The sequence below is a fragment of the Sporanaerobium hydrogeniformans genome, from assembly GCF_002735925.1.
Classification (GTDB): Bacteria; Bacillota; Clostridia; order Lachnospirales; family Cellulosilyticaceae; genus Sporanaerobium; species Sporanaerobium hydrogeniformans.
In genome coordinates this window covers 340,224-359,051 of sequence record NZ_PEDL01000001.1, presented here as the reverse complement: position 1 = coordinate 359,051, position 18,828 = coordinate 340,224, and the positions used below count along the sequence as shown (strand labels likewise).

Here is an 18,828-nt window from a genome sequence, read left to right as displayed (position 1 = left end):
CAAGTTCTAATGTCTATCAACATATTATTATACCTAAAAGCAGACCTTAACATATGAATTTTTTATGTAAAAAGGATTACACCTCTCGTATAATCCTCTTTGACTTATTTATATAGTTTATTAATACACCAATACCTACTGCATCAGCCAATATCCAGCCAATAGGAATAGCCCACCAAATCATCTCAATTCCCCCTATAGGAGCTAGTGCATAAGCTAAAATTACCCTTGTGCCTAGTGAAATAATGGTAAGGACAAGAGACATACCTGCCCTCCCCACTCCACGATAAAACCCATAGAGTAAAAAGAGGATGCCTATTCCCATATAACATGCTCCCTCAATTTGCAAATACCGTACACCGATGGAAATGATTTCCTGTTGGTATTCTTCAAAGAAAATAAGCATCAGCTCTTTGGCCCCTATAACAACACCTACTGAAACTAATCCACTAAACAAAACAGTTAAGAGGCTTGCAAAACGGATCCCTTTTTTAATACGTTCTTCTTTCCCCGCTCCCTTATTTTGAGCAATAAAAGTAGAAAAAGCATTTCCAAAATCTTGAACAGGCATATAGGCAAAGGCGTCAATTTTAACAACTGCAGCAAAAGCAGCTGTTACAGCTACGCCATAACTATTTACTAGACCTTGAATCATCAGTATCCCAAAATTCATAATAGACTGCTGTAAAGATGTCAATAAGGAATAGCTTCCTAATTGTTTCATAAGTTCTTTATCCCATACACAATCCTCTTTTTTAAGCCTTACCTCTGGTACTTTACACCATGCATACCCCATCATCCCTAGTGCACTAACTAATTGAGCAATGAAAGTCGCCCAAGCTGCTCCTGCAATCTTCCAATTGAAAAATTTCACAAATAGTACATCTAAAATGATATTAAGAGCTGCTGCTAAAGCAATAAATAATACTGGCACTCGTGAGTTTCCCATGCTTCTTACGATGCTGGCAAAAAAATTATAAATAAAAACAGCTGTGAGGCCCATAAAAATAATGTGTAAATACTCCCTAGTCAGCTCAAATAATACAGGGTCTACCCGCATTAACTTTATAATGATATCTCCCCAAACTAAAAGAAGCACATTTAACACAAGTGTCAAAATACCAATACTACTACCCGAAAGAAAAATACTCCTTCTTAGTAGCACTTTATCCTTTTTACCAAAATACATCGCAAACGCTGTACTACTGCCCATGCATAAACCAATAATAATAGAATATAAAAAAGTCAAAAGTGCAAAGGAAGTTCCTACAGCTGCTAAAGCCTCTGAAGAAACATACCTCCCAACTATCCATGTATCTACAACGTTATAAAGCTGCTGCAAAATATTACCACCTATTAATGGCATGGCAAAAAGCAGCAACGCTTTCTTCTCACTCCCAATCGTTAAATCCTGTTTCATCTCTTTGTGTTCTCTTTCTTAAATAGTTATTTATCTCTCCATCGTATTAAATACAATAGCGTAAAAAGCTTATTCTCATACATGTAATCTTCTTTTTAATTCACTATACATACTCGGTCCTTCAAAACTAATTAAAGCAATCACTGAAATAATGCTCACCATAATACATATTAAAGAAGGAATAGCTGTTGTCACACTCTGAAGTAGTAAAAATAGAATAGGAATAATACCAAATACTGCATCAAGCAAAAGGTAAATCATATAGTCCCCTACTTGAAGGTGTAGTATCTTGGAAATCAAATACATAATAATCATGGCTAAAGTAAAAATAATAGGAAGTACAAAGGTAATGGCCCATCCATGATTTCCGCTTATATAATCAATAACAATGGCAAATGCAATAATAACTAAGCTTTGATTCCACAAATATTTAAGAATATTTTTATGTTTGGCAATAGCTATAAAAAGACTCACACGCACCCCTATTAAAGTAAGCACCACAATAAGTGACCACCAAATTTCCACTGGATATAACACATTGAAAAATACGGACATAATACCTACACATAGCATCATAAAATTAATGACTTTAATTACCATATGCGTTTCCTTCTGCCGCTGATCATTCAAAGGAAAAACAGCTTCCTCTCCCTCATTTGAACCTATCAGTTCATTTTGGCACAATGGACAGTTATTTCCTTTTCCTTTTAATTGCACCCCACATTTTTCACACGTCTTCATCCTCTACCTCCTTATCTTGACATTCCTTATTCCGTAATTATATTGGTTGAAATCTCAACTTTTATCCCCCTACTCGTTAATGTACGAAAGAAATGCTTTTGCACCTCACTATTCACAAAAGGAGAAGTAAAGCTTATAGAAAGCTTGTCACCATAGGAGCATAAACAAACTTGAACCTTTGTCGTACTTGTATACACATCAAAAACATCAATATACGGCTCTAGCTCCTTCGGCATCGTAATCTTACCAATATTAGAAAAACTAGTAGTCACCTCATTATTTGTTAAATGATGGGCAAACCATAGGGTAGGTTTCTTAAGTATTAAAGGAATGGCGCGTGTAAAGTAATTATGTTCTAGCGCTACTAAACGATTTAAACGAAGCTGAAATTTCTCTGTGGTTAATTCCTTTTCAAAAAACTCTTTTAAATAACTAATAACCTCTTCAAACTCCGGTTCCTTTTCTTTAAAATAATAAGGCACATGTACAACACTAAAAAAATTTCTCGCTGAGCTGGATTTAAAGTAAGGGCGTAAATTAACAGGCACCGACACAACAACTGGATGCTTTCTATCCTTTCTCGCCATTTCTTTATAAATAGACATAATTAAAATAGCCCCTAGATAAACAGTTAAAGTGGTTTCATACTGATGTGCTTCCTGCAAAATAGCTTTTACAGAAGCCACACCATTTATAACCTTTAGGACATCTCCTTCAAGCCTCTCCCCTTTAATTCTATATGCCTTTCCTAAAGAAGGATTTTTTGCACTTTTACCTGGAGAAAAATATTTTTTAAAGCCATCCATCTCCTTCTCTGCATGAGAGGCATCATAATCTAAGCTCAACTTTGCCTCTTTTAATTCTTCATGCTGCATTAATAAATAATGAAAAACTAGCGTCCGCAAAAATTGAAGAGCACCTACACCATCTGTTAAAGCATGGTAAATCTCTAAATTAATACGCTTTTTATAATAGCTTACTTCAAACAATAAGCTTTTAGAATTCTCATTGTATAAAGTACTGCAAGGTGATTTACACTCCTCTTTTACAGTAGGCTTTATAGAACTTGTCTCAAAATAATACCAAAATAACCCTTTCCTAATAATGGATGCATATAATGGAAAAGCCTCCATCGTTTTATCTAAGGCATTTTGCAAAATCTCTGGAACAATTTCTTCTTTTAAGGTACAGGCAAAACGAAATACCTTTGTATCATGTTTGTTACTGGTAGGCGGAAAAATCTTTGCTGCATTATCTAGCCGTCTCCAAGTTGGTGTTTTAGTTCGACTCATCTTCTCTCCCCTTATTCAAGAAATGATTTATACTAGTATAGCATGCTTTTACCTCTTCAAACATAGGAGGTAAGGATAAAAAACCATGGATTGCATTAGGTATTTCAACTATTTCCACCTTATTACCCGCTTGTTTTAAACGCTCTCCATAAGCCTTCCCTTCATCTCTTAATAAGTCAAATTCAGCTGTAATAATTAAAGTATCTGGTTGATTTTCTAAATCAGTTGCCAATAAAGGGGCTACATAAGGATTTTCTAAATCTTTTTCATGTTTTACATAAGCCTTTAAATAATTCATCATACGTTCTTGCGTCAGCAAATAATCTTTTCCATTTTCCCTAACTGAAGCATAAGGTGAAGCATCACTATGGTCATTATAAGTAGCTGGATAGATAAGAATTTGCCTTGCAATTTGGAATTCCCCTCTTTCTCTAGCTAGTAAGGAAACAGCAGCTGCTAAATTGGCGCCTGCACTATCTCCTATTAAGGTGATTTCTTCGATAGGATGATTAAAAAGAAGGAGATGACTTGCCACCTCCTTTACTACAGCATAACAGTCTTCAAGTCCTGCTGGGAAAGGATGCTCTGGTGCTAAACGATAATCTACAGACAAAACAATATGTTTGAGGTTATTGGCTAGTCTACTGCAAATCTTACTATAACTTTCAATATTGCCTACTACAAAACCACCTCCATGGAAGAAAATAAGGAGTGGATAGACGCCTTCTTTGTTTGGAAAAAAAAGACGAACAGGTATGGAATGATGATCTGTTATGATTTCATGATCCCACATTTTAAAAAAAGGTTTAAAGACGTAATGATGCGTCATATTTATCATCTTACGTTCTAATTTATAGGTTTCCTTAAAATCTCCCTTTGGATAAATAATTTTTCTAAGAGTGGTTAACATTTTTTTATTAATAGGCATTTTACACTCCTTAATACTTCATTTTACATAGGCGTTAGATAGCGTCTTTCTTTATTCTATATTACTTGTAGTATATGTACTCCTTATGAGTTTATTATCTATTCTCCTAATCATTTTTACTTACTATTATTTATCCTACTATACACGCCCTCTTTATGTCAAACTACCTCCCAGTACCCTTTTTTTAAAAGTTTTTCTCTTTATCTCCATAACAAAAACCTCAAACTTAGATTGCTTTCTAAATTTGAGGCTTTAACTTGACTCTTACTTTCAAAAATAAGTTGTTTTTAAGAAATGCTTAGTCATTGAATATAATATGGAAGCCCCACCCAGCTGCCTTTTTTTCAAAACGTACCTTTGTTAAGCCAAATCTCATATTTTGGTCAAGTGGAGGGTATTGCTTCTGGTTAAGATATTTATCAATATAAGCAATAATGGCATGTCCATCTTCAATGCTATTAGACATGTACTTAATAGCTTCAATAGATAAATTGTTTTGAACTATTTGGCCTTTACTTGGCTTTTTATTGAAATCTGTAACCCAGCCACGAATGGTTACAATTCTACCGTCCGTTTTAAGAGAGTGACCAATTGCAACATACGTATCACTATGCCCTCTTGGTGTATCAATATGCGTATCTTTATCACCAATTGTTAATTGACCATCGCCTGCAAACCCATAGCCACATTTTCCTACTAAGCTGTTAAGATACTCTAAATCCCCATGAATAGGTGTTCCCGGTACTCTCGTTGTTACATTGGCTACATTGGATCCTAGTTTTTCCCATGCTACAAAATGTTGCGCCTTTAAAGCATAATCATCTTTCGCTTCAGTATTTAAAGGGGAATGAGCATAAATAGGTACACTTAATGGCATGTAATTACTACTGCTATTTTGGGTTGCCAGTACTTGATCTGTTAATGCTGGAAGTGTATCTAATGGAGTAAATAAATACTTCTGGCTAGCGCCACTCTCATCAAATGTATAGACCCATCCTAAAGCTTGCTCAAGAAATTTAAAGGATACATAAGCTCTACTATCTATCAATACTGGTGCATGCTCTATAGCAATGATATGGTTCCCCACCTCTATCTCTTTCTGATTGATATAAGCTTTCACTTCTCCATTGTTAAATTTAATTTGTTGCGTTTTAGGATTCCAAGCTACTTGATACCCAAAACCATCTCTTATATAGGATACTGGTACAAGTATTTCTCCTTGCATCTCATTAGCAAAAAAAGTACTGTCTACTTTATCTCTATAAAGCTGTGGACCCTCTTTAGGGATGGGAACAAGCTTTCCACTAATATAAAACTCAATAGGCTTAGCTTCTCTTTCTTTAGCTTTCTCAAATAATTCTGGATAGAGCTGTTCAAGGGTAAACTCATAGTAAGGAAACTCCTCCTGACCATATGACGGTATATAAACACCTATACTAAGTATGATAGATAAGCTTATTGTAACTATTTTTCTCATGCTATTCTCCTTGATTCTATTTTAAAATTTTCAAAAAGCCTTGAACCTAGCATTCCAAGTTCGAGGGTTTTATTCATACCTTCATTGTTCCAATGTGTAATGCTTGAAATAACTTAGACTTCATACTAACTCCCCTTTCTATAACTGGCGTGCAACATTAAAGCCTTCTTCAATGGCATCCATAGCCCTTCTTGCACTCTTTGCATCCCCTATGATATGATACGGTATCTTCTTCTCTTCACAGAGAGCTACAAGACTAGCATGCTCATTTGGCTTAGCCCCTACGGCTACGACAATACTATCACAGCAAACCACTTGCTTTTCACCTTCTATTTCTATACAAATACCTTGTTCTTGTACAGCAACACATGTAGCCTTTGTTAGGATTTCAACATTTAAACTTTGCATTTTCTGCATCACGGCTATTTTTCTAAGGTTCCCTAAATCTGCACCTACTTGCTCTTTCATTTCTATAATCTTCACGAGATGTCCTTTTGTTGCTAAAGCATCTGCTACTTCTAAGCCTACTAACCCACCACCAATAACACATACACTGCCTTCTGGGGTGCACTTTCCATCTAGTACGTCATGCGCTTTATACACTGGCTTATTTTCTATACCTGGTAAGTTGATCATTATAGGACTTGCACCTATTGCAATAATCATTTCATCAGGTTTCTCCTTTTCTAGGATAGCTGCATTGACCTGCATCTGATAATGAACATCTATACCTTTTCTTTCTATTTGCTTACCTAAAGCACGAGCTGCTTCCTTCATTTCTGCTTTTCCTGGTGCTTGTCCCGCTGTAACAAATTGCCCCCCTAAATGGTCACTTACCTCATAAACAACTGGTATATGCCCTCTTTCTTTAAGTAGCATGGCAGCTTCCATCCCTGCCATTCCCCCTCCAACGATAAGTACTTTCTTACTGTGGGTTGCTGGTTCTAATTTATATTCCTTCTCATGTCCAAGCATAGGATTTCTTAAACAGGTTATAAACGGACGATTTCTAACGTCACAGAACCCATCATAACACCCTTGATTACAGCCTACACAATGAATAATCTCTTCCGTTCTTCCTTCTTGTGCTTTATTACAAAACTCGGGATCAGCAAGTTGCGCTCTCCCCATAACAACCATATCTACTTTATCTTGTGCTAGGATTTCATCTGCTAACTGTGCTGTATTAATTCTTCCAACAGCTACAGTAAGCATCCCTGTTTCTTTTCGAATACGGCTTGCATTATCTACATTAAAGCCATTTGTTATATCGATGGGTGGAACTTCATAGATAGACGCTGGCGTAATGATATTTCCTCTTGATATATCTAATACATCTACTCCTGCTTCTTTGGCAAGCTTACAAAATGCAATGGTTTCTTCTATGGTAAGTCCATTTTGCAAATAGTCATCATGCACACCTATTCTCATAAATAATGGCATACCCTCTGGTATGTTCTCACGAATAGCACGAATACATGCTAATGGGAAACGTGCTCTGTTTTCAAAACTTCCGCCATATGCATCGGTACGACGATTAAAGCCCCCACTTAAGAATGAATGTGGTAAATAATTGTGTGCACAATGGAATTCAATACAATCATAGCCGGCTTCTGCACTTCTTCTAGCTGCTGCGCCATAGCACTGAATAATCTCTTCGATTTCCTCTACTGTCATGGCAGGCACCGTAAATGTGCCAAAAGGCATATCACTTGGAACAAAAATCTTTGCTTTTGAATCCATCATAACAGCAATAGACCCTTGCCAAAGTTGGATTCCAGCCCTGCCTCCTGCATGGTGAATAGCATCTGTTAATTGGCGATGTCCCCTTATATAAATATCCTCGCTTATTGAAACAAAATGGGCAGGTGCACTGGGTGTATGAACGGATGACACTTCTACAATATTTAACCCACACCCTCCTCTAGCCCTTGCCTCATGATAAGCGACTAGGCGCTCAGTTATCTCACTTTTTTCATTTGCCATACGTGTCCCCATTGCTGGCATAATCACACGATTTTTCAATTCCATGTCTCTTATTTTAATAGGCGTAAATAAAGATTTGAACATAATGACTACCTCCTCTGACTTATTGATAAAATTATATCAACTTTATGAGTAAGAATATCATCAAAATTTCAATTTTTATTATCATTTAGGTTCTAACCTATTTTCTTCGTGCTTCATGGCACTTCTATACTCTGTTGGTGTCTGATGCATATAGAATTTAAAATTCCTTTGAAAAGTGGACAATGAATCAAACCCACACATCAATGAAATCTCTAATATATTCAGTTTATACGTCCTTAAAAAAGCACTTGCATAACACACTCTAATTTCATTTAAAACACTATTGAAATTACTCCCAAATACCTCTTCAAAAATTTGTTTCCCCGTATATTCCTTAATACAAAATTCTTTACAAATACCTTCTAAGGATAAATCTTTCATAAAATGAATATGCATGTATTGTAAAAATTGCATGGCATAGCCTGAACCCATAACGACCCAGTCCTTACTCCTTATGTACTTTTCCTGATACTCTCTCGGTGTTACTAAACAATATTTTACAAAGGATCTATAAAAGGCATTGACTGAAGAAAATCCTAGCAAATCACTAATGTATTCCATAGACAACTGTGGAAAGTGAAGTAGCGCACAGGCATTAATAATCTTTCCAAATTGTTGAAGCTGAAAAAACGTGTACCCACAGGTCTCTTTTATACTGCGATTTAAAGCCTTGGGTGATAAGCTCGTAGCTTTCGCCGCTTCTTCTAATGATAAATTTTTTCCTGTAGTTAATATGGTGACTTTAATAACTTTCCATACTTCACTTTCCTCTTTCTTATCTATACCTATATGCTCATAAGCATATCTACAAAAATAAGTATGTAACTCAAGAGTTTTATACTGAACCATATTCATACTACCAAATCTTTGATTTTCTCTTTCTTGCAGTATTTCTTGTACAAGCTCTTTTATTTTTTCTTTCTGTTTTCTCTGTAAGCTTACCATAGGTCTTGTATCATACATCAACTTGGCATTCACATACTTAGGATGTTTTTCCCAACTCATATACATGAATAAGCCAATATAAAACTTTACTGAAATAACTTCTAACGCTTTTTGTACGGATCGAATATGATGAAAATGGTGTGGATACATGCAAAAGAAACTTCCCTCCTTGGCATCATAGTCTCTTCCATTGATACTTACTATGGCTTCTCCTGATACTACATAAAACATCTCTACTTGCTCATGCCTTTTTATCTGTGTCTCTGTGTCTATGATAGTACGTTCTACGCTAATTTCTTTTTCTTTGTGATTATCATAATAATCAATGCCTGTAAACCAATCATTTTGTCTTTTCATTTAACCCCTCATTTTTTCAAATCATTTATATGTTCATTATCTGGTGCTATGTCTTATAGACCAGATACTTTGGATATCTATCTATTTACTCTACAAGTCTATGATACATTATAAATTTTATTTTTAATATAGTTAATAGGAATATAGACTCTTACTTTACAGGGTCTTCGTTACATTAGCTACCACTCTATGTACAGATAAAAATCTTTCAATTTATGTTAAAGCAATAATTAATTACCAGCCTTTTACTTATTACAATTTTATTACGATATGTTACAATATAGTTGTCCTAGGAAAACAAATAAAGTTAAAGGAGGATAATTCATATGTGTTTAAATAACTTCGATTGTTCTAATTTATATGATTTAATTTGTAAATTTTTAGGTTACTCTTGTAACTAGTTTTATGTGTAGCGACTAGCATTGTGCTAGTCGCTATTTTATTTTAACAACCAAATAGATTATTTTCCTTTTGATTTATTCTAGCTTAATTGCTAACTTTTCATGATAATCCTATTACCTCCCTTTCATCAAATACATTTTGCAGTCTCTTAAATTCGCGTATACAATCTGATAAATTGGTTATTTTAAATAGAGACTACTTGTAAATTAAAAGAGGTGGCTTATGAAAAAATATTTTAAAACACTGTCTTATCTACTTTTAATATCCCTTTTGTTTCTTAACCCAGTCTACTTAAACGCATCCATTCCTACAACTATAACCAGTACTAGTAATGCGGAATTTAAGAAGCTCATAACTCAATTTATTTCTGACTTAAATACTATCCAAAACAGAATATTTAGAGCCTCACAGCTGACTATTGAACAACCTCTTAAAAGCTCATTACTTAAGTCAGAACTTAATTCAATTAACTCAGATATTACCAAGCTCAGAAAACAAGTTGTTGATTATGATTCTACTATTCCTAACAATGATTTAAGAAGCTCTATTTTACTACTTCTTCGATCAGCTATTAACGATACACAGAATTCCTTATACCAATTAGATTCACTATCAAGTGCATCCAATAGCCTTGATAAAATACTTTTATTGGAAGACTATTTTCAATTCAAAAAAAGTGGTGAACAAACATTAAATGAAGTAGAAAAACGCCTTTCTAGATATTAAATAGGTTCCCCAAATATCTATAAAAGTCATTATAGCAAAGATACATTTTTGTATCACCTAACATGATATAGAAAACTATTTACTATGTAATAAGCAATTAAACTAACCTCTATTATTTATATAGGGGTTTTTTATTTTGAATCTATGCCAATAGCTCCTTACCCTTAAAGCAAAAAAATAAAATTTAATAATTTAAATATTAATATAAGATTAACCCAACAAATTTTCCTATTACCTTTACTATAAAACGTTCTATCCTATTTGCTTTTACTTGATGATAGTACATGCACCCTTTGTCAAGCCATCCTTGCGATTTCCAATAATGATAGTCATACGAATCTGCTTCTTTCCCTTTTCTTATCCAAAACTGCTTTTGTACATAAAAAGCAATCAGGGAAAATGTCCGTCTTCTAATCTTTTCTTTGCTTTGACAGATTAGTTGTACACGCTTCTTAATCTGTTTTTCAAATTTTCCCTTGCAATCTCAGCTTCCATGCGTATACCCATGGAGTAATTATCCCATTGGATAACCTCTGCTCCCCATGCTAAAAAAGCATGCTTCAGAGTCCTTATGGCATGATTAGATGCTTTTGCTCCCGATGTTGTAAATAGATAAACCCTCTTTCCGTTTAAAAAGGGTCTGTGGCAACGGTAAGCCATTCTATCAATCCAATTCTTCATCAGCCCAGAAATATCCTCAACATAAACAGGAGAACCAATTAATATCAGATCAGCTTTTTTCATTTTATTCTCTATGTCCTTAACCTCATCTTTACATGGACAAAACTCTTCAGAATTTACCATACACCCCCTACAACCATGACATAACTCAATAACCTTTTCTCTTAAGGAAACTGTTATTATATCCTGTGAAATACCAACATGTTCCTGCAATAATCTTTCAAATAAATCCAAAATTAATTGTGTATTCCCTTTTTTTCTGGGACTCCCGTTTATCATCAATATTTTCATATCTTGAATACTCCCTTCTCATATAAGTAACAGTATTAGTTTATACAATCCATTCTTTTATCTCTTTCTTTTAACAACTCTAAAGCTAACAACAAAAACTAAAACTCATAAAATGTTACATTCTTATAGCTCAACTACTTCTATTTCATTAGTACATAGTATAGCATTTTATAGTTGTTATATTTTGTAGTTTTGTGCAATAAAAATAGAATGCACCTCTAAGCGCCATATAGGCTTTAGAAGTGCATTTTTGTTTTTCTCTAGTACATGAACACTCAAATCTTATTCATTTATAAAGTGAGCTATCTTTGTTGTGCTGTCCCAGTTTGTTTTGACGCCTAATGTTCTAGCGATTTCTCCAATTGGTACATATATGCGACCCTCTTTATTAACAGCTTTTGCACCCATCTTTGTCTTTTCACCATTAACCAGCATATATTCACTGCCTACTGTTAACTGAATGATTTTTCCATCTGTAAACAGCGTAACGGTCCCATTCGCATAAACAATATCTGCCTCTCCAATGCCAAAGGCTTCTAATACATAACGTACTGGTAGCATGGTGTAGCCTGGTGCTTGAATATAGCTTACAGCATCCATAATGACTTCTTGGTTGTTGGATTGATATTTATTTTCACCTATTCTAAAGGAAGCTGTTCCCTTTGCAAGTGCTTTATACTGCTTTTCGAAAATGACTTTGAGCGTATGATTCGTGTTAATGCCTTTAAAGGTATAAGTATTTTCATTCTCAATCTTTACTTCGCTATCATCTACTAAAAGTTTAGAGAGCTTATAGCCTGCATCTGGTTTTATTGTAAAAGTCTTGTCTGCATCTTTACTCAGCTTTATTGTACCAGCTGGAGTAATGGTTCCACCCTTCGTTTCTAAAACTGTAATACTATAGGTGATAGCAGTGCTGCTACCTCCTCCGGAACTACTTCCTGAGCTGCCTCCTGAGTTTCCCGGGCTGGGTGCTTGTGCTGTTGTAAAGGCCTTTTCATCGCTATAGTATAAAATATTATTTGCCTTTGCAAAAGCACGTACTGTATAGTTGGTGTTTGGTGCTAAACCTGTTAGAGGAGTTGTTATAGTAGTTCCATCTTTAGCAACTTGTGTATAGGTCCCCCCTGTTTTCTTCCACTCAAAACCTTGCATTTCAATGGCTTCTGACCCTGGTGTAATGAGAGAGCTTAGGGAAGCATTTGTACTGCCAATATTGATAACAGCTGGCGTTGTTAAAGTAGGCGCAACAAACGGAATCTCTTCCCAAACCGCATATAATGTTATATCGGATGTCCCTATTATACAATCTGATTGTGATTCTGTTGCAGAGGGATCTATTGACCATCCTAAAAAGCGATAGTTAGGACGACTTAGCATACTTCCATCAAGTAGAGCAGCTTCGTCTCCTTGCAAATACTGATTATTATCAATTGGGGGTGTTCCTTCTCCACCATTTGCATCATAGATTACAGTATAAACATCTGCAAAATTGGGAATTAACTGAACGTATGTTGAAGCACCACCACCGGAAGCATACACATATTTTATATTCCAATTTAAAAACTTCTTTCCAGTAGGCACTGTTACATTCACATCTTCTGGTTCTAAAACTATATGTTCATCTGCTGCCGTCAAACCTACAAACCTACCTGGTGCATCTTCTAACATGAAATCTGCATCTAATGCATCATTATCTTGATAATAATGAATGTCTAGACTATATCCTAATCCTTCATTTATGGTAGAATCTTTTATCGTATCTCCAACTTCAATCGTTGCTACAGCATCTGATAATGCTCCATCAATCTCCCACTTAGTGTTACTTCCATTTATATTGTATTGCTTTGCAAATAAGTTGACTGCTGGTGCGCTTGTAAGTACAAGTACAAATGCCATTATTAATGTTACTAACTGCTTTTTCCTTTTCATATTCTTCCTCCTCTAATTGTTATCTATTTCAACGCTGCCTTTAGCATGAAGTCCAAATGTCTAAATCCATCTCTAAAACTTCTAAGATGGGATTTTCCATCCCTACAATCCTTATTTAATACAACAGGTATTTCTACTATTTTAAAATCACTTCTTGCAAAAGCACCTATCATTTCTGTAGCAAACTCCATGCCTTCTGCACTAAGATGAAGGCTTAATATCGCCTCCTTATCAAACCCTCTTTGCCCACAGTGAAAGTCGGAGATTTGGGTGCCATAAACGCTTCTTCCTACAAAGGATAATAAGGGTACCCCAAAGTATTGATGTAAAAATGGCATCGCCCCCTTTTGAATGCCGCCTCTAAAGCGGTTTCCCATCACCAAACCATTACCTTGTCTTAGTGCTTCTAAAAAAAGATCTAAATGCACAAAGTCGTAGCTCATATCACAGTCTCCCATGATAATATACTTACCTTTAGCTGCTTCAATCCCACCTCTAAGGGCACTTCCATACCCCTTTTTTGCAATATGTACAACTCTCGCGCCAAGCCTTTTTGCCAGATTCACTGAATCATCTGTGCTGCCGTTATCGGCAATGAGTATTTCTGCAACCAGCTTATTTTTATCAATAAACTGCTGTGCCGCTTTGATGCAGCTCTCTATGGTTTTTTCTTCATTTAAGCAAGGCATTAAAATTGTAAGCTCCATTTCCCTCTCCATTGTTTTCATTTTTTGATACAGCTTTTTATCTTTTTAAAGTCTTTTTGTAAAAGCTTTTGATCTAAACTACTAAGTACTGCATATAGAAGTACCGTGACTGTCACAATCTGGGCTCTATAGGTAAAAAAGTAATGCAAATACGAATGATTACTTAGCACACTATATCTTATATAGGGCACTAGCCCTATGAGCATCATAAGGTATAAAAACCAGGTTTCTTGTTGCTTTTTTTTGTATAAGAACAGCAAGCAAAACATTGCAAAGGCTGCTCCTAATATCAGTAATATGACTTCTCCATAGGTCTTTCCAAAGTTAAACGGCACTAAGAGTGCTATATTACGAAATACTGCTCCAATCCACTGATCAGCTAGGCTGCTAGCTACGTCACCAACTGCCCTTACTTGTGCTTGTTCTAAGGCTTCCTTAAAGATATTTGTCTTTAATACCAGGGTACTTATACTCCACTTAGAGAGCCACATCAGTGCATAAGCGCCTGCCCATAAAGCCCCTGCCTTTATACTTAGGCTAAACCCACTTTTAAAATCTTTTAATACACCCTTTCTTTGCCTTATGCAAAGTACCATCACTAGCGGCATTGTGAGCGTAATCGTCTCTGTGGTCAAAAAATCAAAAAATGAGGTTAGCATACCTGCTGTAAAGAAAAGCGGTAAGAGTTTTTCATCTCCTCTGTCTTCCATAAATAATGCAGCTATAGAGACTCCCAGCATAAGGATAAAAGTAGAAATATACTCTAGGCACCAAGGCACCATCACTCCCCCTACACTGATAAATCCTATTATAAAGGCACCCAAAAGTAGCTTTTGCTGCTTCTTAATAAGGAGTACCCCAAGCCAGCTTAGTAAGGCTGTCATCACCACAGCATTTATCCACCTAATCCCTCTTATATCTAAAAACAGCAAAAGCGGTCTTAGGAAAATTATTTGTCCGTGCCAATAACGTGTATAAGGCTGATTGGGTGGTTTATGCTTTGTTACCGCTGCCCTATAAGCTTCATTGGCATTTTGCCACTCCTCTTTGTAATAACTTGCCAGAAGAACAGATTCTAGGGGATGCTGTACATCTAAGCTATAGACAATATTTAAGAGAATCGTATCTGCATAATTATCAATCGTTGTTAATTTCTGCCCCTCAACGACTGTATGAAATAAGGCTTCCTTTTCATCCAAATAGGTGGCTGACTTTTGCGAGTTACTTTCAATACTGCTCCTTGGAATCTGGGCTGTCAAAATCAGTAGCAATACTAAACTTACATTTGTAATACCAAATAGCAATAAGTATTTACATACTTGTTTCATGAATTGTTAGTCCTTTCGCTTTGCTTCACAAGATACTAAAGTTGTATATCATTAGTTTTTATAGTAACAACATTGATTTTCTCTTACAATATTTCCGAACTGAGTGGTAAGTTTTTGCACCCAGTGGTCACTTATTCCATAAATTAGTAGTTAATAAATTGTTTTTATAGTATAATTAATAAATATTCAGACTTTTTACCTTTATAAAAGTGAGGCAGATCATCTTATGAAAATCCTTGTGGTTACTTTCGCGATTACTTTGGCACTCATCCCTGGTGTTATTTTGCGGTATCTTCCTTTTTCAAAACTCCTTGCAGCCAAACAAAAAAAACACCTTATGTTATGCTATATTTTGTGCTTTATCACACAGAATATTGCTTTCTTTACGATTCTAAAAAATACACAAGCTAATCCTGCTGTTTATAAGACTTTAATTACTATTGGTGGTATTTTATATTTATTTGTAAATCTAATGATGATAAAAAATATGTTTTTTCAACATCTCTTTATCTTAGGTATGGTTTCAAATTATGCTCTTGTTCTTCATTCCTTTTCAGCCATTGTACTTAGCCAATATGTCCATAGAATTCCCCCCCATAGACAGCTTATTATGCAAACAGGGATCTATTTACTTCTATTAACTCTTAGCATATATCCTGTTTGGAGACTTCTTAAACATTCTTTTATCTTTAATATATCAAGGGAAGATCATTATTATTGGCATATTATTTGGTTGATTCCCTTTTTACTTTACATAGGCAATACTGTAGTTACAATGAATAGCTGCTGGATTAATACATGGCAGCAGCTTGTTGCAAGGATAACTACAGGCTCTGCTGCATTAGTTGCATGGAAAACAGTGAGTCTTGATTTTAAAACACTACAAGAAAAGCTCTTTCTACAATCAACCAATAAACTTTTACATATTCAAATAGAAGGGATCAAACAGCAAGCACAAACCATCCATGAAAACAATGAGAAAATGCATATTCTTAGGCACGATATGCGTCATCATGTTCAGGTACTCTCTTCCCTGATTCATAGCGGAGAGCTTTCTGCTGCTTCATCACTTCTTGCAGAGCTTAGTGATAACTTACAAAGTATAAAGCCTATTGCTTTTTGTAATAATCCTGTGATCAATTCCGCTTTGCTGGTGTATATTAGCAAAGCCAAAGAAGAACATATCCTTGTTACCTCAGAGGTTGCTATCCCTCAGGATATTCCTTGGAACAGTAATGATATCGCCATACTATTTGCCAATGTCTTAGAAAATGCCATCCATGCAAGCCGCCAACAAAAAGAGGGGCATAAAGAAATCCATATCTTTACAAAATATGATGATCAAAAGCTAGGCATTGAGGTCAAAAATCGTTTTGAAGGTGAGATTTTGTTTAACGACCATGGTATGCCTATTTCACTGGAGAAAGGACATGGTATAGGGATGAGTTCTATTCATGCCATTGTTTCAAAATATCGTGGCAGTGTAATTTGTTCCCACGCGGATCATTGGTTTACTATTCGTTTTATGTTTTCGGAGTGTTTGCTTACAATATAATTATGGTGAACATTTTATACGCATAGGAGGCATTGTATGGAAATTGCAATTGTTGATGATTTAAAAGAAGAACGTATTTTAATTAAAAACCTTGCTGATAAGTATTTCAAAGAAAGAAAAGAACGCTATGATGTGACTCCTCATTTCGAGGAGTTCAAAAATGGAGAAGATTTTCTTAAAAGTTATGCACCCGGTAAATACCAACTTGTTTTTTTAGATATTTACATGGATAAGCTGACAGGTATTGATGTAGCAAAACGCATTGCGTCCTTAGACAAAGCATGTAGTATTATTTTTTTCACTTCAAGCAATGATCACCTATTAGAAGGGTATGATGTCCATGCTGTAGGCTATATTCTTAAACCTGTGGAAAATCATATTGCTTCATTCTATACAGCTCTGGATTATGTCTGTAGCAAAATAGAGCTCGATCAGAAAGGATTGATAGTCCTAACAAATTATGGAGACCTATTTTTGTATTATAGAAATATTTTGTATGTAGAATGCATGGATAAGGCTCTATATATTCATCTTATTGATAGGACACTAAAAGTTATTGGAAAATATAAGGACTACCAACATGTGCTTCTTTCCGATGACCGTTTTTTAGAATGTTATCGCAACATTATTGTTAATATGCACTATATTGATGCCTCTACAGACTGTGATTTTATTTTAAAATCTGGAGAAAAAATTCCCATAAGCAGAAGAAAAAAGGCTTCTGTTATGGGAAAATATATGCTGTATTTTATGAAAGGCTCTGTTGTAAACCATGTATCCATTAACACATAATCGGCAAAGATACCCTGTTTTAAAGTCTTTTTGATGCTTCAGACCAAATGATGCCTTCCTTTTAGATGCTCAAAGTAACTCTAGAAACCATTCTTTTCCCAAATTCTTATTTTTTAATACATAGTTTATTTTCACTTGTACATACTATTTTAAAAAAGGTTAGATTTAATCAATGCCGCCACTCTACTTGAAAGTTCTTTGTTTCAATTAAATGCATTAAATAATACTACTTCTGATGTAGAAAAAATGATTCTTTTAGAAGATTATTTTAGATTCAAAGTAGAAGCTACAGATATTCTAAATATTGTTAATAAACTCATAAATGAATAATAAAAACTGTCTTAAGTAGTAGCTCCTTGATTATAGGAGCTACTTTCATTTTAAAAATTCATTTTGTTTAACACCCTATGTCCACATTTATTTCTTTGAATTACATATACTACTCAATATAGATTAAACTTAAGGAGGTATAAAATGCATTTTTCAGATAGTAAAACTAAAGAAAATCTCATGCGCGCATTTGCTGGAGAATCCCAAGCTCGTAATCGTTATTTATTTTCTGCTGGACAGGCTAAAAGTGCCAAATTGCATGTGGTACAATCTGCTTTTGAATATACGGCTGATCAAGAAAGAGCCCATGCTAAAGTTTTTTATAATCATCTTAAAACTTTCGCAGGTGAAAACATTTGTGTAGATGGTTGTTATCCAGTAGATATCTATGAAGATATTGTTAAACTTTTAAGAGCTGCTCAACATAATGAATATCAAGAATATGAGCATGAATACGCTACATTCGCTAAAATTGCTCGAGAAGAAGGTTTTCCTGCTATTGCTTATTCTTTTTCAAGTATCGCAGCTATCGAAAAGACTCATGGGGATAGATTTGGACAATTTGCAGACCTTATAGAGCAAGATAAACTCTTTAAAGATGATCAAGAAGTTGAATGGCTATGCTTAAATTGTGGTCATATTCATAAAGCTACATCTGCTCCTCAAATGTGTCCCGTTTGCCTACATCCACAAGGATTCTTTATACGCCTTTCTTTATCACCATTCCAATAATCTCTCTTTCTAAGGTATGGTTACTTGTAAAAATAGTCATACCTTTCCTATCTAATGAAAAATTGTTTTTTGCTTTAAGAATTACATATAACGCAACTATCATTAGTGCTACTAATATAGAC

15 protein-coding genes are annotated in these 18,828 nt (G+C 35.0%); 4 read left to right on the top strand and 11 right to left on the bottom strand.

From position 1 onward, the window contains the following. Nucleotides 1–76: 76 nt before the first annotated feature. From CS063_RS01765 to CS063_RS01735, 7 genes are all read right to left on the bottom strand, one after another. Nucleotides 77–1,420 (bottom strand): MATE family efflux transporter, encoded by a 1,344-nt coding sequence (locus CS063_RS01765; RefSeq protein WP_099447996.1) that lies wholly within the window; start codon nucleotides 1,418–1,420, stop codon nucleotides 77–79. A 75-nt stretch (nucleotides 1,421–1,495) separates the two neighbouring features. Next, nucleotides 1,496–2,161 carry a DUF6320 domain-containing protein gene (locus tag CS063_RS01760; RefSeq protein WP_099447995.1) on the bottom strand — a complete coding sequence of 222 codons (666 nt, stop codon included), beginning with the start codon at nucleotides 2,159–2,161 and terminating at the stop codon, nucleotides 1,496–1,498. 26 nt (nucleotides 2,162–2,187) lie between these two features. Then, nucleotides 2,188–3,453, bottom strand: coding sequence for a hypothetical protein (locus tag CS063_RS01755; RefSeq protein ID WP_099447994.1), 1,266 nt, complete (start codon nucleotides 3,451–3,453; stop codon nucleotides 2,188–2,190). Then, complete coding sequence (locus CS063_RS01750; protein ID WP_099447993.1) at nucleotides 3,440–4,381, bottom strand: alpha/beta hydrolase; 942 nt, start codon at nucleotides 4,379–4,381, stop codon at nucleotides 3,440–3,442. Before CS063_RS01750 ends, CS063_RS01755 begins: the two co-directional genes overlap by 14 nt. A gap of 298 nt (nucleotides 4,382–4,679) precedes the next feature. Continuing rightward, a complete protein-coding gene (locus CS063_RS01745) occupies nucleotides 4,680–5,858 on the bottom strand; it encodes a copper amine oxidase N-terminal domain-containing protein (protein WP_099447992.1) in 1,179 nt (392 codons plus the stop codon). A gap of 138 nt (nucleotides 5,859–5,996) precedes the next feature. Continuing rightward, the gene (gene baiCD / locus CS063_RS01740; RefSeq protein WP_099447991.1) at nucleotides 5,997–7,928 is read right to left on the bottom strand and encodes a bile acid Fe-S flavoenzyme BaiCD; all 1,932 of its coding nucleotides are present in this window, start codon (nucleotides 7,926–7,928) and stop codon (nucleotides 5,997–5,999) included. A gap of 81 nt (nucleotides 7,929–8,009) precedes the next feature. Further along, the gene (locus tag CS063_RS01735; RefSeq protein ID WP_099447990.1) at nucleotides 8,010–9,230 is read right to left on the bottom strand and encodes a helix-turn-helix domain-containing protein; all 1,221 of its coding nucleotides are present in this window, start codon (nucleotides 9,228–9,230) and stop codon (nucleotides 8,010–8,012) included. Between the two features lie 624 nt (nucleotides 9,231–9,854). Here CS063_RS01735 and CS063_RS01730 point away from each other — a divergent pair. Continuing rightward, on the top strand, nucleotides 9,855–10,358 hold the full coding sequence (locus CS063_RS01730) for a hypothetical protein (protein ID WP_099447989.1): 504 nt from the start codon (nucleotides 9,855–9,857) through the stop codon (nucleotides 10,356–10,358). Nucleotides 10,359–10,793: 435 nt separating this feature from the next. Here the strand turns inward: CS063_RS01730 and CS063_RS01725 are convergent, their stop codons facing one another. The 4 genes from CS063_RS01725 to CS063_RS01710 form a co-directional block, all read right to left on the bottom strand. Then, complete coding sequence (locus tag CS063_RS01725) at nucleotides 10,794–11,330, bottom strand: flavodoxin family protein (RefSeq protein WP_099447988.1); 537 nt, start codon at nucleotides 11,328–11,330, stop codon at nucleotides 10,794–10,796. 282 nt (nucleotides 11,331–11,612) lie between these two features. Beyond that, on the bottom strand, nucleotides 11,613–13,262 hold the full coding sequence (locus CS063_RS01720) for a stalk domain-containing protein (RefSeq protein WP_099447987.1): 1,650 nt from the start codon (nucleotides 13,260–13,262) through the stop codon (nucleotides 11,613–11,615). Nucleotides 13,263–13,285: 23 nt separating this feature from the next. Further along, a complete protein-coding gene (locus CS063_RS01715) occupies nucleotides 13,286–13,969 on the bottom strand; it encodes a glycosyltransferase family 2 protein (RefSeq protein WP_180270639.1) in 684 nt (227 codons plus the stop codon). Nucleotides 13,970–13,986: 17 nt separating this feature from the next. After that, on the bottom strand, nucleotides 13,987–15,297 hold the full coding sequence (locus tag CS063_RS01710; RefSeq protein WP_099447985.1) for a hypothetical protein: 1,311 nt from the start codon (nucleotides 15,295–15,297) through the stop codon (nucleotides 13,987–13,989). 226 nt (nucleotides 15,298–15,523) lie between these two features. Here CS063_RS01710 and CS063_RS01705 point away from each other — a divergent pair, with 226 nt between their 5' ends. The 3 genes from CS063_RS01705 (at nucleotide 15,524) to rbr (ending at nucleotide 18,706) form a co-directional block, all read left to right on the top strand. Further along, the gene (locus CS063_RS01705) at nucleotides 15,524–16,852 is read left to right on the top strand and encodes a sensor histidine kinase (RefSeq protein ID WP_099447984.1); all 1,329 of its coding nucleotides are present in this window, start codon (nucleotides 15,524–15,526) and stop codon (nucleotides 16,850–16,852) included. A gap of 36 nt (nucleotides 16,853–16,888) precedes the next feature. Further along, complete coding sequence (locus CS063_RS01700; RefSeq protein WP_099447983.1) at nucleotides 16,889–17,644, top strand: LytR/AlgR family response regulator transcription factor; 756 nt, start codon at nucleotides 16,889–16,891, stop codon at nucleotides 17,642–17,644. A gap of 474 nt (nucleotides 17,645–18,118) precedes the next feature. Then, nucleotides 18,119–18,706, top strand: coding sequence for a rubrerythrin (gene rbr, locus CS063_RS01695; protein WP_099447982.1), 588 nt, complete (start codon nucleotides 18,119–18,121; stop codon nucleotides 18,704–18,706). Nucleotides 18,707–18,828 lie beyond the last annotated feature (122 nt).

Bases quoted from the DNA above. Each gene is read 5' to 3' on its own strand.
- rbr (WP_099447982.1), top strand. From the start codon at position 18,119: ATGCATTTTTCAGATAGTAAAACTAAAGAAAATCTCATGCGCGCATTT.
- CS063_RS01750 (WP_099447993.1), bottom strand. From the start codon at position 4,381: ATGCCTATTAATAAAAAAATGTTAACCACTCTTAGAAAAATTATTTAT.
- CS063_RS01730 (WP_099447989.1), top strand. From the start codon at position 9,855: ATGAAAAAATATTTTAAAACACTGTCTTATCTACTTTTAATATCCCTT.
- CS063_RS01720 (WP_099447987.1), bottom strand. From the start codon at position 13,262: ATGAAAAGGAAAAAGCAGTTAGTAACATTAATAATGGCATTTGTACTT.
- CS063_RS01715 (WP_180270639.1), bottom strand. From the start codon at position 13,969: ATGGAGCTTACAATTTTAATGCCTTGCTTAAATGAAGAAAAAACCATA.
- CS063_RS01705 (WP_099447984.1), top strand. From the start codon at position 15,524: ATGAAAATCCTTGTGGTTACTTTCGCGATTACTTTGGCACTCATCCCT.
- CS063_RS01725 (WP_099447988.1), bottom strand. From the start codon at position 11,330: ATGAAAATATTGATGATAAACGGGAGTCCCAGAAAAAAAGGGAATACA.
- CS063_RS01745 (WP_099447992.1), bottom strand. From the start codon at position 5,858: ATGAGAAAAATAGTTACAATAAGCTTATCTATCATACTTAGTATAGGT.
- CS063_RS01760 (WP_099447995.1), bottom strand. From the start codon at position 2,161: ATGAAGACGTGTGAAAAATGTGGGGTGCAATTAAAAGGAAAAGGAAAT.
- CS063_RS01710 (WP_099447985.1), bottom strand. From the start codon at position 15,297: ATGAAACAAGTATGTAAATACTTATTGCTATTTGGTATTACAAATGTA.
- CS063_RS01755 (WP_099447994.1), bottom strand. From the start codon at position 3,453: ATGAGTCGAACTAAAACACCAACTTGGAGACGGCTAGATAATGCAGCA.
- CS063_RS01765 (WP_099447996.1), bottom strand. From the start codon at position 1,420: ATGAAACAGGATTTAACGATTGGGAGTGAGAAGAAAGCGTTGCTGCTT.
- CS063_RS01735 (WP_099447990.1), bottom strand. From the start codon at position 9,230: ATGAAAAGACAAAATGATTGGTTTACAGGCATTGATTATTATGATAAT.
- CS063_RS01700 (WP_099447983.1), top strand. From the start codon at position 16,889: ATGGAAATTGCAATTGTTGATGATTTAAAAGAAGAACGTATTTTAATT.
- baiCD (WP_099447991.1), bottom strand. From the start codon at position 7,928: ATGTTCAAATCTTTATTTACGCCTATTAAAATAAGAGACATGGAATTG.